This window comes from Rhodococcus sp. WY5 (assembly GCF_018588185.1).
Lineage (GTDB): Bacteria > Actinomycetota > Actinomycetes > Mycobacteriales > Mycobacteriaceae > Rhodococcus_F > Rhodococcus_F qingshengii.
Map to the genome: position 1 here is coordinate 1,026,592 of NZ_JAAMPR010000001.1, position 14,036 is coordinate 1,040,627.

At 63.3% G+C, this 14,036-nt stretch carries 15 protein-coding genes; 6 read left to right on the forward strand and 9 right to left on the reverse strand.

The genetic code is table 11. From position 1 onward, the window contains the following. From G4D79_RS04670 to G4D79_RS04690, 5 genes are all read right to left on the reverse strand, one after another. The gene (locus tag G4D79_RS04670) at nt 1-684 is read right to left on the reverse strand and encodes a SagB family peptide dehydrogenase (RefSeq protein WP_099696845.1); all 684 of its coding nucleotides are present in this window, start codon (nt 682-684) and stop codon (nt 1-3) included. Continuing rightward, nucleotides 681-1,661: an ABC transporter substrate-binding protein gene (locus G4D79_RS04675; RefSeq protein ID WP_099696846.1), complete on the reverse strand. Its 981-nt coding sequence runs from the start codon at nt 1,659-1,661 to the stop codon at nt 681-683. The genes G4D79_RS04670 and G4D79_RS04675 overlap by 4 nt, the downstream gene beginning before the upstream one ends. Continuing rightward, the gene (locus G4D79_RS04680) at nt 1,658-2,452 is read right to left on the reverse strand and encodes an ABC transporter ATP-binding protein (RefSeq protein ID WP_099696847.1); all 795 of its coding nucleotides are present in this window, start codon (nt 2,450-2,452) and stop codon (nt 1,658-1,660) included. Before G4D79_RS04680 ends, G4D79_RS04675 begins: the two co-directional genes overlap by 4 nt. Further along, nucleotides 2,449-3,516 (reverse strand): iron ABC transporter permease, encoded by a 1,068-nt coding sequence (locus tag G4D79_RS04685; protein ID WP_042920630.1) that lies wholly within the window; start codon nt 3,514-3,516, stop codon nt 2,449-2,451. The genes G4D79_RS04680 and G4D79_RS04685 overlap by 4 nt, the downstream gene beginning before the upstream one ends. Nucleotides 3,517-3,600: 84 nt before the next feature. Further along, nucleotides 3,601-4,860: an MFS transporter gene (locus G4D79_RS04690; RefSeq protein ID WP_042920631.1), complete on the reverse strand. Its 1,260-nt coding sequence runs from the start codon at nt 4,858-4,860 to the stop codon at nt 3,601-3,603. Between the two features lie 92 nt (nt 4,861-4,952). Between G4D79_RS04690 and G4D79_RS04695 the strand changes: the two genes are divergently transcribed. The 5 genes from G4D79_RS04695 to G4D79_RS04715 all read left to right on the forward strand — a co-directional run bounded on the left by G4D79_RS04695 (nt 4,953) and on the right by G4D79_RS04715 (nt 10,097). Further along, nucleotides 4,953-5,141, forward strand: coding sequence for a streptamidine-related RiPP repeat protein (locus G4D79_RS04695; RefSeq protein WP_003943543.1), 189 nt, complete (start codon nt 4,953-4,955; stop codon nt 5,139-5,141). A 94-nt stretch (nt 5,142-5,235) separates the two neighbouring features. After that, complete coding sequence (locus tag G4D79_RS04700) at nt 5,236-6,048, forward strand: hypothetical protein (protein ID WP_099696848.1); 813 nt, start codon at nt 5,236-5,238, stop codon at nt 6,046-6,048. After that, nucleotides 6,045-7,475: a CocE/NonD family hydrolase gene (locus G4D79_RS04705; RefSeq protein ID WP_099696849.1), complete on the forward strand. Its 1,431-nt coding sequence runs from the start codon at nt 6,045-6,047 to the stop codon at nt 7,473-7,475. Before G4D79_RS04700 ends, G4D79_RS04705 begins: the two co-directional genes overlap by 4 nt. Further along, nucleotides 7,468-8,808, forward strand: coding sequence for a YcaO-like family protein (locus tag G4D79_RS04710; protein ID WP_042453284.1), 1,341 nt, complete (start codon nt 7,468-7,470; stop codon nt 8,806-8,808). The genes G4D79_RS04705 and G4D79_RS04710 overlap by 8 nt, the downstream gene beginning before the upstream one ends. Next, nucleotides 8,805-10,097: a YcaO-like family protein gene (locus G4D79_RS04715; protein WP_099696850.1), complete on the forward strand. Its 1,293-nt coding sequence runs from the start codon at nt 8,805-8,807 to the stop codon at nt 10,095-10,097. The genes G4D79_RS04710 and G4D79_RS04715 overlap by 4 nt, the downstream gene beginning before the upstream one ends. On the opposite strand, the gene G4D79_RS04720 is transcribed toward G4D79_RS04715, so the two are convergent. Next, on the reverse strand, nt 10,044-11,015 hold the full coding sequence (locus tag G4D79_RS04720; protein ID WP_180279544.1) for a hypothetical protein: 972 nt from the start codon (nt 11,013-11,015) through the stop codon (nt 10,044-10,046). The genes G4D79_RS04715 and G4D79_RS04720 overlap by 54 nt on opposite strands. Before the next feature lie 51 nt (nt 11,016-11,066). Between G4D79_RS04720 and G4D79_RS04725 the strand changes: the two genes are divergently transcribed. After that, nucleotides 11,067-11,693 carry a TetR/AcrR family transcriptional regulator gene (locus tag G4D79_RS04725; protein ID WP_003943606.1) on the forward strand — a complete coding sequence of 209 codons (627 nt, stop codon included), beginning with the start codon at nt 11,067-11,069 and terminating at the stop codon, nt 11,691-11,693. A 6-nt stretch (nt 11,694-11,699) separates the two neighbouring features. Here G4D79_RS04725 and G4D79_RS04730 read toward each other — a convergent pair whose 3' ends face one another. The 3 genes from G4D79_RS04730 to G4D79_RS04740 all read right to left on the reverse strand — a co-directional run bounded on the left by G4D79_RS04730 (nt 11,700) and on the right by G4D79_RS04740 (nt 14,035). After that, complete coding sequence (locus G4D79_RS04730; protein ID WP_003943598.1) at nt 11,700-12,140, reverse strand: PAS domain S-box protein; 441 nt, start codon at nt 12,138-12,140, stop codon at nt 11,700-11,702. Between the two features lie 111 nt (nt 12,141-12,251). Then, nucleotides 12,252-12,992, reverse strand: a complete 741-nt coding sequence (locus G4D79_RS04735) for an ABC transporter ATP-binding protein (protein WP_099696851.1) — start codon at nt 12,990-12,992, stop codon at nt 12,252-12,254. Further along, nucleotides 12,989-14,035 (reverse strand): ABC transporter permease, encoded by a 1,047-nt coding sequence (locus G4D79_RS04740; RefSeq protein WP_180279545.1) that lies wholly within the window; start codon nt 14,033-14,035, stop codon nt 12,989-12,991. The genes G4D79_RS04735 and G4D79_RS04740 overlap by 4 nt, the downstream gene beginning before the upstream one ends. Nucleotide 14,036 lies beyond the last annotated feature (1 nt).

Here is a 14,036-nt window from a genome sequence, read left to right on the forward strand (position 1 = left end):
CTAGCTGCGCCTCCCGAGTGCAAAAGCCATGACGGGAAGCTGCGTCGTCGCGAGATTCAACAGAGATGCCACTCGCGTATCCGTGAATCCTGCGATGGCGCAGCCCGCAAGTCCCATCGCCTCGGTCACGAGGTACAGATTCTGAACCAGCACACCGGCATCCACGTGCATCGTGCGGTAGTGCCGCATCGCGTACTTCTCGAGCGGCGCTTCAACGTCGGCGACCACAAACAAAAGAACCGGGAACACGTCGACGAACTCGGGTTGGAGAAGGCTCGCTCGAAGGTGCTCTCGCACGTCGCCTGGCCGGACAGCTTCGGCGCGGCCTCGGGCATATCGGTATACCCCGGCTCCGAGCTCGTCTCCGGGTCGGCTGAGAACAAACGACAGCGTCAGTTCGCGCATCCCGCCCGCCGTCGGGCTGCTGACAACACTGTGGTGCAACATGTTTGACAGCTCGCCTGCTCGGAGTGCCGTCTGTGCGGGGTCGTAGCGGCTCCGTCGTGCCTGCAAGACGTCCGCGAACCCGCAGGCCGGCAGTGGCGTCGCGGCCGGCAGTTCCACGGATTCACACGTCACCGGCGGCAGTGCGTGCTCGTCGAACGGTAGCTCCGACGGACTCACCGTCCGGTCCAACACTGCATGCAGCGATACGACGGCCTCGATTCGCTCGAGTGCGGTCACGAACCCGGGTGCAGCAGGCGAGACACCTCGCCGGCCCCGTCGATCGAGACCAACTCGCCGGCGAACCATGCCTCCGGAACGGCAAAGATCGCATTCGATGTCGCGGCGGGGGTTCCGGCAAATGCCGTCCGCGCAGCATCCAGGGTGGATTCCCGAGCCGACTCGGTGGAGTAGACGACGAGGATAGCCTTCGGCGACTTCGCGAGCACCGATTCCGTGGCTACCTGGCCGAAGTACTTTCCGTCGGGAAGGTCGTTCTCGAAAAGATTGCTTCCCCCGGCGGCCTCGAGCACACTGCTGTAGAGGCCCCTGGCCAGAGCATAGGACTGTCCCTCCGAAACCTGAACCATCACAGTGGGAACCGGCTCCTGCCCGGCGACAGATGCCTCGGTTGCTGCGAGGGACTTCTTGCCGTCGGCCAGGAGGGTTGCTGCCGCGTCACTTGTTCCGGTCAAGGCGCCGAGACCGTCGAGGTCGGACCAGACGTCGTCGATCCTGCCTTCGGTGACGGCCTTGTGGCAGTAGCCGCTGTTCACGAAGATCGGGATCCCGAGGTCACGCAACTCGTCCATGGTCTGCAATCGGTCACCGTCGAACCAGTATTCCCCGTCGGAGACGATCAGATCCGGACGGGCGTCGAGCAATGCTTCTTTCGCGGGAACTCCGGTGCTCAGTACCGGCACGGCCGCGAACTGATCAGCGAGTTCGGGGCTGGGAGGAGAGAGGTCGGTATTCGATTGTCCGACAATGCGGTCGGCGGCGCCGAGCTGAATGAGAAGTTCCGTCATCGACGGATACAGCGAGACAATCCGCTCCACCGTCTTGGGCACCGTGACCTCGCGATCACAATTGGTGACGGTGATCTTCTCGGACGACGACGCCGCCGAATCCGCCGTGGAGTTTCCGCATGCGGTCAGTACTGCGGTGGCGGTAACGGCCGAGCACATCAGCGCGGCAGTACGTATCGAGGATTTCAAGACACTGCTTCTTTCGTGTGTAGGAGCGGAGGGGCGAACGAGAGCAGGGGGCGCCCGGTCAACGGATGAGTGCCGAGATGCACCTGAACCCCGAATACTTCGGACAGCAGGTCCTCGGTGAGGACCTCGGCCGTTGGTCCTGTCGCGACAACTACCCCGCCGGAGAGCAGACAGACGTAGTCGCAATACGCTGCGGCCAAGGCGAGTTCATGGATCGCGACAATCGTCGTGGTACCGAGTTCGGCGACCAATTCCATCAATTCGAGTTGAGCACGGATGTCGAGGTGGTTGGTGGGCTCGTCCAGGACCAGCAGCGACGGTTGTTGAGCGATCGCCCGGGCCAACATCACACGCTGTTTTTCTCCGCCGGACAGTTCGGCGAAGAGACGTGATCCAAAGCCCTGCATGCCGGTTCGCACCAGTGCTGCGCTGACGATGTCTCGGTCGATCTCGCCGATTCGAGAGAACGCGCTGTGATGCGGCGTCCGACCCGTTGCAACCACCTCGCGGACACTGAACGAGAAATCGGATGAATGCTCCTGCCCCACAACACCGATGATGCGTGCCGCCGATCGAGGCGAGAGATCGTCCCAAACATTCACCTCGTCCACCTTCACGATTCCGCTTCGAGGCTTCATCGAGCGATACAACGCGCGCAGGAGGGAGGACTTTCCACTGCCGTTCGGTCCGACGAGTCCGACCACGCTTCCCTCGGGCGCTTCGAGGTCTACACCCGAAACCACGAGGCGTCCGCCCCGAACGACGTGAATTCCGCTGGCCGACAATCTCATGACTGCGCACCGCCGTCCCGTCGAAGCAACCAGAGGAAGAACGGTGCACCCAATCCGGCGGTGATGATCCCGAGTGGTAATTCGTTGGGCGCATCCAACATCCGAGCCGCAAGATCGACGATCACCAGGAAGGTGGCACCAACCAACGCGGTCGCGGGGAGCAGCTTGCCGTGATCGGAACCGACCAGAAGTCGTACGGCGTGCGGCACGAGCAGCCCCACGAAACCGATTCCCCCGGCGACGGATACGACAACCGCGGTCAGCAACGACGCGATCACCAGTAGTAGCAACCTGGTACGGCGCACGTCCACGCCGACCGATTGCGCGCTCTCGTCTCCCATGGCCAACGCGTTGAGTTGGCGCGATTGTGTCAACAGAATTGCCGCGCAGACGGTGATCACCGCGGCGGGCACACCGAGATCCGACCAACTGGCCCCGCTCACCGAGCCCAGCAACCAGAAGAGCACTCCCGAAAGCTGACTCGGATCGGCGCGCAACTGCACAAAACTTGTTGCAGCCGAGAGCAGATAGCCGATGGCAACTCCGGCCAGGACCATGCGCAGCGGGACGAGCATTCCCTCTCGCCGACCCAGTACGAGAACCGCGATCAGGGAAACCATGGCCCCCAGGAAGGCTGCCACCGGAACACCGATCGACAGGCCGGTGCCGATGCCGGTCGTCATGATCAGTACTGCACCGAAGGATGCTCCGGAACCCACGCCCAGAATGTACGGATCGGCAATCGGGTTGCGCACCAACGCTTGCAGCACGGCGCCGGCCAACGACAATCCGGCGCCCGCCAATGCCGCAATCAGAATGCGCGGTACCCGCAATCCCCACACGATCCGATCGAGCAACGGGTCGACCGGCGGACCGCCGACGTGTGCGTACAACACCGCGAACACGTCGGCAAAGGACACCGACGCGGCACCCGACCACACCGCGACGGTGGAGACCGCGACAAGCACAACCGCCGTGGCCAACAGAAACGGGACGTACCCGCGCTCGCCGACGGGATGTGGACGCGACGGCACTCGTGGTGCTGCCTCGCTGGTCAGCGTCATCGCACTCCTGAGTCGGTGGGGTTCGCAGTCATGAACAGGTGGATCTAACCATAACGACAGTCGTTTTCATTAATAGTCACATGCTCATTTGTGCGGATAAGGGTCGGTCCGCAGCGCGCTCGCCCACGCGAAGAGCGCCCCGACCAGCGCAAAGATGCACGCAACGAGGTAGGCGGTGCCGATGTCCCAGCGTCCTGCGATTGCCCCGGCAATCAAGGCGCCGACCGGCGAACCACCCCAGGCGACCATCCTCGCCGTGGTGTTCACGCGCCCCTGCAGACGATCCGGAGTCAGGCGCTGACGTGCACCGATGCCATTGAGGATGGTGACGGTCGCACAGCCGGAGTAGACGACGAGCGCCGTGATCGCGGCGCCGGTGTTGCCGGTTGTCGCAACGACGAACAGCACCACCGGGGCGATGGTCAGCGCCCCGACAGTGATCGCCCCGACCGGCCACTGCGCCGGTAGGCGTGGAAGCACGAGCGCCCCGACCACTCCACCCACGGAGACGGCCGTCCACACGGCGCCGATCATCGGACTCGACGTCGAAATCCCAAGCCTCTCGGATGCGTACACCACCAGGAGCGCCGTAACCGCACCCTGCGTCAGGGAATTGACGAAGCCGACGCCGGTCAAGGCTCGCAGAAGCGGCGACCGCCAGAGGAAGCTGAGGCCCTCGCGTATGTCACGCGCAATTCCGGTTCCCGACTTCTTCGGCGCCGCAGGAGTAATCGAAAACGAGGCTCCGATCGAGGCCATGGCCAGCCCGGCCAGTACGTAAGCCAGTGCATCAGCACCCAATGCGTAGGCCGGGCCGATCGAGGCCACAAGCACGCCGGCTATCGCCGGAAAGACAACATCGATCAGCGTGCTGGACGTCCACAGCGCGCTGTTGGCCGCCGGTATCCTCTGCCGACCGACCAGAGCAGGCAGCGCTCCGAAAGCAGCGGCGTCGAACCACACGAAACACGTTCCGATGCACATCGATACGCCGACGGCATGCCACGCCGTCAATACGCCGAGTGCCTGCGCCGCCGGAATACTCGCCAAAGCAAGTGCAGCTACGGCCTGCGCACACAGGATGACCGTCCGCCGGTTGACTCGGTCTGCCACGGCGCCGGCGAACAAGCCGAACACGAGATACGGCAGAACCGTCCCCGCAGCCGCGAGCGAGGTGAGAAACGGAGACCGGCTGATGTCGAACACCAGGATCGGCATGGCCACTCCGGTGACCGCCGCACCGGCTACGGCAATCGTACGAGCCGTGAAGAACAATCGAAACGATCTGTCCCGAAAGACATGTGGTTGCGCTTCGACGGATCCCGTCGTCGGGGTCTCGCTCATGTATGCACTCTCTTGTACCTGTTGCTCTCCGTGGCGATCTTTCGTACGGTGGCATCGTAATGGAAATGGTTTCCATTACGGAAGGGATGACAATGAGCAACATTTCGTTCGACAGCGTCTCCAACTCGGCTCCGGCCAATGCACTCCAGGGCGTCGGCACCAACGCTCTCGTCGACAACCCGTTTACCTTCGAGCCGGTTGCCGAGGCAACGTCCGCACACGCCCTGCAGGGTGTGGGCACCAACGCCCTCGTCGACAACCCGTTCAGCTTCCAGAGCTGAAACCTCCCCTGATCCAGACTGTTTCGACAGTCTGATCTGCCGATGACCCCGCCCGCATCCGACTCGTCGGGTGCGGGCACCGACAAGGAGATCCGTGTACGCCCTCGCCGACGGACACCAGCTGTATCCGACCCCGGACGGTGTTTGGCATTACCTGACACCGGACGAGAACGCGGTCACGATCGGCGCGCCGGCCGAAGACCTCGCGGAACTCGACAACTTTCTCAGGCGCTCTGGTTCGGTGCTCGGCCCGGGAGCTATCGAGATCGCCGACGCCCTCGTCTCTCGCGGCGTGCTGGTTGTTCCGGGTCAAGCGCCGGAGATTCCGGGTCCACAGCGTGTGCTGATGGACGGGATCGGACCCGTTGCCGATGCTTGCATCGCCCTGCTCTCCAAGGCTCTTCCGCATCTCGAGGTCGTATCCACCACTGCGCCAATCGAAGACGACGTTGCGTCGTCGGACCTCGTACTGTCGGTTGCCGGTGCTCCTCCTCACGACGAGTGGTCGGAACTCGATACCTGGTGCCGCCGAAACCAAACACCGTGGCAACGCGTCCACGCGGAGCTGGGTGAGATCTGCATCGGACCCTTCTTCGACGGTATCGGCAGCGCAAGCTACCGGGACGTCTGCGGTCGACGGCTTGCCGCGTCGCGCGTCCCGGATCATCTGCAGGCACTGTGGAATCACCTCGCCGGCAGCGAACCTCGCCCGCTCGAACTTGAACCCACCGCAGCCGCAATGGCCAGTGCGCTTGCATGTTCGGACGTCGTGGCTGGTGTACATGGCGCACCGCCATCACACCTTCACCACCAGATCCGGATGAATCCGCGAACCCTCATGATGACTCGCCATCCCGTGCTACCTCTGCCGGGCGGCGTTCTCGAGCCTTCGCCGACGCTCCGGTGATCTCACTCGGAGTGAAGATCCCGGCGGCAGACGGTTCTTCGTTGGCTACGGATGTGCTTCTCCCACCGGATTCTTCACCGCGGGGACTGATCGTGATCCGCACCCCGTACGGGCGTGGATGGCATCTGGCGGAGGGGCTCGAATGGCGATCACGAGGAATTGCCTTCATCTGTCAGGACGTACGTGGACGGCACGATTCCACCGGATCTTGGGTACCGTACGTCCACGAGCGCGAGGACAGCGCCGCCCTTGCCGAGTGGCTGCAGGATCAGCCGTGGACACCGGAGTGCGTCATCGCAAGCGGGGCTTCGTATGCGGCCGGAACCGCCTGGGCATTTGCTGCCGAGACCAACAGCGCCGATCGGTCATTTCGTGTAGACGGCGTCGTCTCCAAGGTGCCGACCATCGGAAGCGACCGCGTCAAACGTGATCCCTCGGGGATACTTCTCCTCGCCGAGCATCTGGCGTGGTGGGGCGAGCACGGAGATTCGTCTTCCTCTCGTGAGGGTTTCATCCCTGAACTGATGCGTTCGGATTCGTCTTTGCTGGAACATCTCCCGGTGCAGTCGATGATCGAGGAGGTCGGCCTGACCTCCGATTCACCGGGCTGGTTGACGCCGATCCTTCGCGCTCGTAAACGCGAAGACTTCGGTGGCGATGATCTGGTGTCCGCGGACGAACTCTCCGAACTCGACATCGCCGGGCTGCACATCGGCGGTTGGGACGATGCGATGATTCGGGAGACACTGCGGCACTTCACGTCCGTTGGGCGCGGGCCGCAGAGTTTGATCGTGGGCCCCTGGGCGCACGACCTCCGCCCTGGAATGGTCGGCGAGACAAGTTTCGGCCGCCTTCAGGTCGAGTGGATGGAATCGGTATTCGCTGCGCGGCCCCTGACCATCAATCGGGTATTCGACCGGGGTGTCGGCGAATGGTCGACCGAACCGTTTGTCACGGGTGCGAATCGCGTTCATCTCGAACCAGATCGGAAGGATGCGGCCTACAGCTTCCTGTATGACGCCTCACGGGACCGAAACAACTGTGTTGTCTTGACTTTCGATATCAAGCACGACTCCGTACTCTCCGGAACACCATCGGTGGAGCTGAAAGTGCACTCGCCCGAGGGCGAAGCCGATTGGATCGTCGAGCTGAGCGTCGTAGATGCCGCTGGAGTCACCAGGTCGATCGCACGGGGCGCGGGCGTCAGCGTGCAGCCGACGATGGTGACAATCGATCTGGATCCCGTGTTGCACACTGTGCGCGCGGGTGATGTCTTGACGCTGCGGATCGCCGGCTCGGACTTCCCACGACTCGCACGCAATCTCGGAGACGGTGATCGCTATCGAGGAACACGCAGTACCGCACTGCACCAATCATTTTCCGGGTCGTTGACCCTGCCGATACTCGGAGGAACTGCCGGTGGATGACTTGCTGGTCGACGCCCGGAGCGGCGTGCTGACCTCACTGGAACCACACATTCGCTCGGACATGCCGACAGGCTGGGTCGGTTGGGCCGCGAGGGTGGCCGACACCAGAAACTTCGGCGGCAGCGGTTCACTGTTTCGCGCGGACCCTTACGGATTCGGGGCTTCGATACGCGACGATGCAGCAGCTCGCGGGGCGGCGACCGGTGAGGCCGTCGAAAGATATTGCGGCAACGTGGTCCCCGAGGATCTGGTCCGCAGCAGTGCATCAGCGCTGGAACTGGCCGGCTCACGGGTCGTCGATCCCGCTGAATTTGCGTTGTACAGCGAGGATCAGTACCGCCTTCCCGGATTCCCCTTTGTTCCCTTCACCTCTGATCTGAACATTCGCTGGGCATTGGGTCACACCATGGACGAAAAGGTGCCCACCTACGTGCCTGCGGCCCTGACTTATCTCGGGTACTACACAGGCACCCGTCGCTGCGAGCCACCGATCGCGTCGTTGCAGTACGCCGGAATCGCAGCGGGACGCTCACGCGACGAGGCCGAGATGTCAGCTCTGCTGGAACTTCTCGAACGCGATGCCACCGCGCTGTGGTGGTGCGGGGACCGGTCACAGCCGGCGATCGAGCTTTCCGACTGGGAGCGGTTGCCTGCGCACCGCCAACTCGGGGATCTGGAGAGCCAGACCCGGAGCGTTCGAGTGCTGCTGCTTCCCTCCCCCTTCGGCATTCCCGTCGCCGCAGCGTGGATCCGCGATGACCGACGTGGACTGGTCGCGCTGGGCACAGCTTGTCGACCGACGGTGGAGGCGGCAGTCTCGAAGGCGCTTGTCGAGGCGTATGCCGTACTTGCCATCACGATCGACCTCGCCGACCCCGACGGGCCGACCTGGCGCAGCGTGGCGGACGGAACGCTGCCGGCGCACCTGTACAAACCCTTTCGGGCCGACCGTCGTTACCGGGACGAGTTCGATCCGCAATGGAAAGACATCGTCGATCTGCCGACCGTCGCCCAACTTTATCTCGATCCCGTGATGGCCCTGGCCGCAGAGGAACATCTCTTCGACTACACCGAAACACTCTCGGTATCAGAGATTCCCGACGAAGCGCCGTTGGATCTGGCTTCTCTCGTAGCGCTTCTGATGTCACGGGGACACCAGCCGATTTCCGTCGATCTCACCACCGGCGACATCTCGATTGCCGGGTTGCACGTCGTCCGCATCCTGACTCCGGGCCTGTACAACAACGCCCCGGCAGCCTTTCCCCTTCTTGGAGGTAGCAGATTGACCAGCGCATCGACCACCCATCTGCATCTGCCGGTCCCCCTCGCATGACATCTTCGCTCGTCGACCGCCGAACTGGGATCATTCGAGAGCTGGTCGACGCCGTTGTTCCCCAGCACTTTCCGCCCGAGTTCAAGCTGATTCACTCGTATGTCAGTGATTCAGCACGCTTTTCACCCTGGTCCAGTGACTCGGCCGGCGCCGGATATTGCTTCGATCTGGGTGACCGTGCGCGGCCTACCGCAGCTGCGATAGGCGAAGCGGTGGAACGATATTGCGGCAACATCGTCGCCAAACCGATCGTCCGCGGGTCGGCCGATGCCTTGATCGGAGCAAGCATCGACCTGTCACAACTCGCGCGTTTCGACGCCGCCCAGTGCGCGCGGCCACAGTTCCCGTTCGTCGAACCAACCGACGATCTGGAGATGGACTGGACTCGCGGAGCCGACCTGATCACGGGTTCGGATATCTGGGTACCGGCCGAACTCGTCTGGGGTTCGTATCCTCATTTCGTCGCCCGGACGGGTCCGGCGATCTCTCCGGTGGCTCAGGCGGGTCTCGCCGCCGGACCCTCGGTGAAGTTCGCAATCGACAATGCCTTGCGCGAGATAGTCGAACGAGACGCGATGACGTTGTCCTGGAACGGAAGACGCGGCGTTCGGATCGTCACCGGCATTCCCGAGATGCTTCGGCGACTGGGGAATCACGGCACCCTCTCGACCAGGTGGTTGTCATTCGACAGCGATTTCGAGATCCCGGTGCTCGGCGCCCTCGTCCACGACGGACTCACCGGATACTCGACCATCGGTACCGCCTGCCACGAAGACGCGCAGACGGCTGCGTTCAAGTCACTCGGCGAAGCGCTTCAGCTGCAGCTGCTTTCCGCCGACTACGACAACCCGGAGAGCGGCATCGGTCGAGCCGCGGCCTCCCCGACCAGTCCGCTTGCGCCTTGGCGAGCTGACCGAAGCTATGCAGGCGCCTACCGATCGGATTTTGCCGACGTGATGGACTACGGATGCCACCTGCAGCTCCACCTGGACCCGGAGATCCAAGCACGATTCGAGAGTGAGCTGGTCGGTGCCGTCGTCGGCGAGGTGGGACTCGACTCTCTGACATCAGCCGCCGGCACCGAAAGCGCTCTGACGGCAGCCGGTTTCCGGCCGGCATGGGTCGATCTCACCACAACTGATGTTCTCCACGCCGGCCTGCACGTCGTCCGCGTCGTCGTACCCGGTTGTCTCACCAATGCGGCCGCCGGATTGCCGTTTCTCGGCTCGCCCCGACTAGTGGACAGTCTTGCCGGACGATCGGCTCGCACCATCCCATTGCCGCACTGACAGTTCGGGAACCGCCGCTTGCAACGACTCGGTGGTTTCCACCGCGTGGAACCACGTCGGCTTCGAGATCGCGGCATCCCGAATCACCTGCACGGCGCGCGCGGCGATAGCTGCCGTCGCGACCGACTGGCCACGCCCCGAAACCCACAGCGCCGGGCCGGCATCCGCTCGGGCCATCGCTACCCAACGATCCGAGCCCCACAGCTTCTTCGGCACGACCTTCTGTAGCGCGGGTGCCCACGTCATGGCCGCAAGTCCGAGCGTCGCGGTGGACGTGTCCAATCGCAGGTACGTCCTGACCGGAACACCGAGGTCTCGCGTCAACGCATGCTGGTCCGAAAAGTCGGCCCGCACAGCAGGACCGGTGCGGTAGCCGGTCACATCGGCCGGTATTCGAAACGTCTTCATCCCGGTGTAGTTGCGGACCGATCGTCCGTCGGGATCAGGAAACCTCGTGCCCAACATCCCGTACGTCCACGCCGTTGCGGCCGGCCCGTGTAGTTCTCCACCGCCGAGGCCGATCAGGATGTCCACGGGTCCGTCGCCGAGTCGATGCGCCTCGGTTGCAAGGACACTGGTCAATCCCGGCGCCAACCCGACGCCCATGAGAACGGGTCCGTCGACCGCTTCCAATTCTTCGCAGTAGCTCGAGGTCGCCGTGATGTCGACGAATGCCGCCCCACCGCGTACCGCTTCGTCGGCCAGGCGAACATCCTCGAAACCCGACGCATTCACCACGACATCGAAGTCTCGAACCACAGTCGAATACGCGCCTGGTTCTTTAAGATCAACGACGACGTCCGCGCGGGCAGGGTCACGGCCGGCGGAGTACGCGGAGATTTCGGGGACCTTCGCGAGTTGTTTCATCAGGGGAATCCCGACGGCACCGTAGCCACCGAGTACAAGAACCTTCGTCATTACTTCGCCTCCCGAGTCGCTAGAGTTCGACTCTAGAGTTAGACTCTAATCATGACTGAGGTTCTTCGGGAAGACACGTCGGCGCGGCGCAAGATCATCGAGGCAGCGCGTGAGGTTTTTGTCGATCCCGGCTACGCGGCCGCCACGATCAAGCAGCTTGCCGCGGCGGCGGGCGTGTCGGTGCAGAGTGTCTATTTCGTGTTCGGCAACAAGCCGAGCGTGCTGTCAGCACTGCTCGACGTGGCCGTTGCGGGCGACGAGGAAAAGACGGCAACTCTCGACCGTCCGTGGGTGGCGGCAGCACTAGGCGCCCCACATCCACTCGGGCAACTCCGGATTCAGGTTCACCACGGACGGCTCATTCTGGAGCGCACCGCAGACATCCTGTTGGCACTGCGGGCTGCCGCTTCCGCCGACGAGGACGCCGCCCGCCTGTGGCAAATCAACCGCACTCAGCGACGCACGGTGCAGGAACATCTGATGGTCGGCATCGTCGAAAAAGCGCCAACCGTCGACCTCGAAACAGCCGTGAACGTCGCACTCACGCTGCTCAGTCCCGAGACCTATACAGACCTCGTGGTCGGCGCGGGTTGGACCGGCCAACAGTACGAAGAATGGGTGGTCAACACCCTTGCCGCCACCCTCGGCCTGGACCGAACCGTCAAATCCCGGAAGTAGCTGGGATTACTTGGTGGGCTTGTCGTCGATGTGCCGTGGGTTGTTCCACAGGCGCTCCGTCAGATCGTGGAGGACGGCAAGGGTGATCGTGTCGTCGTCCCGTCGGAGCAGAGACTGGCTGACCGTCGCGCGCACCAACGTGGAGTCGGAGTGCACGAACTCCTTGACCGAGCCCGGCTCGGAACTCAGTTCACGATGGGCCTGCTCTGCACTGACGTCGTCGGCATCCTTGTCGTAGAGGATGTCCTGCAAACGCAACGCCGAGACGGCCTTCTTGGGATATCCCAGCATGTCAGCGAAGGACGGATTGGCAAAAACGATGCTGCCGTCGCGGTGAACGGCCATGACCGGCACCGGAAGCCTGTCGAGGAGAATCAGGGCAGGCATCTGCTCCAGATCCGCAATCGGCGATTGTGGCGGCTGCGCAACGTTGCGGCGGCGTTCCATAACACGTCCTCTCAAGTTGCCCGAGTCGACAACAGTCTAACTGCCCAGCAAATCGCGGGTTGACTTCCCGCCCGGATGCAGTGACGAATGCCCGAATCGTGCCCGCCTGAGTCACGCCGCGAGCGCCTCCTGATCCTCCGCCAAGGAACCGTCAACAACACGATAGACAGTATCCATCCGAGACAGGTGACTTCGGTCGTGTGTCACGAGAAGGGTTGCCGCCTCGCGTTCCCGCACCACCCCGAAGATCAGATCCATGACAGCGGCACCGCGCTCCTGATCGAGCGCACTCGTGGGCTCGTCGACCACGAGAAGCTGCGGATCGTTCATCAATGCTCGCGCGAGATTGACGCGCTGTCGCTGTCCGCCCGACAGCTGGGACGGCCGTTTTCCGCTCTGATCCGCGAGCCCGACAGCGTCCAGCAAATCCATCGCTTTTGATTTCACGGCCTTGCGACGGGTCCGTGACGTGAACACGGACTGCCCCAGATGCGCCATCACCTCGAGCTGCTCCAGTGCAGTCAGCGAAGACACGAGGTTCGACTGTTGGAAGACGATGCCGATCGACGAGCGTCGCAGCTCCGACGCCGCCCGCCGACTCAGCGCAGCGATGTCGGTGCTGCCTTCCGGCGTCCGGAGATAGACGTGCCCGGAATCCGGACGGATCAGCGTCGACGCCACCGCCAACAGGCTGGACTTGCCCGAACCCGAGGGCCCGGTGATCGCGGCGATCTCGCCGCGGTGCAGTCGCAGAGACACGTCGTCCAGCGCCGTCACCCGCGATTGCCCATCGGGAAACGTCAGATCGACGTTCTGGATGTCGAGAACTGTGGTGCCGGTTGTCATGGTCATCGTGCGCTCCCCAATGCTGTGAGTGGATCGGTGGTCGAGAGGAATCGAAGTGCAAAGGCCGCGCCGAGCAGACCGAGCCCGATCAATGCCACGGCAGGTACGACGGTGGTGGATGCGTCCAGGACAAACGGCATGGCGTCACCGATCAGCGATCCGGCCACGGCCGTCAGCCCGATTCCGACGGTGACACCGGCAATCAGAACGATGAGCGCCTGACCCAGTGCGTCGCGCACCAGCGAACCGGTAGTCGCACCGAGCGCTTTCAGCGTCGCGATGTCCGGAGTTCGCTGGATCGTCCACACCGTGAAGAACGCACCGATCACCAAGGCTGAGATCGCGAACAACATGAGCGTCATCAACGTCAACGACCCGTTCTCCGACTTGTACGAACCGATCGCGTCGAGCGAACCGCTGACCGTCGTCGACGTCGTCGCAGCCGCCTTGTCCGTTGCGGAAGCGTCGGAGGCTCCGGTGACAGCCAGTACTGTCGCAACTCCGCCGCGTGGATTGGCCGCCTGCCAGTTGTCGAGCGTCATCCAGACGACGGGCGAATGGCTGTACCAGTCGTCACCGCGAACGGCGCTGACGGTGAACTGCTTCGTACCGACACTCACCTGATCGCCGGCGCCCGCCCCCAGATCGCGGGCGGCACCTTCGCTCAACACCACCGTGCCTGACGCCGACGGCGTCACGTCACCGAAACCGCCATCAGCGCCGAACAGGGCCACCGACTTCTGATTTCCGTCGGCCAATCCCGCTTTCCCGCGACCGATTCCGATGGGATCGACGTCCTTCGACGTGGAGGTCCAAGCGTTGACCTGGTCCTGCGTGAGCGCCGACTCGTCGAACGACGCCCCGGCTCCGGTGTCGGCGAACACCACCGTGTCGGCATTCATGGCCTCGATGGCTGACACGTTCTGATGGCGAAGTCCTGCAGTCAACCCGCTGAGAAAACTGACCAGAAGTGCAACCAACAGAACCACGACGGAGATCAGCGCGAAACGACCTCGCGCTGCCCGTAAGTCCCTCATTGCGACAAACACT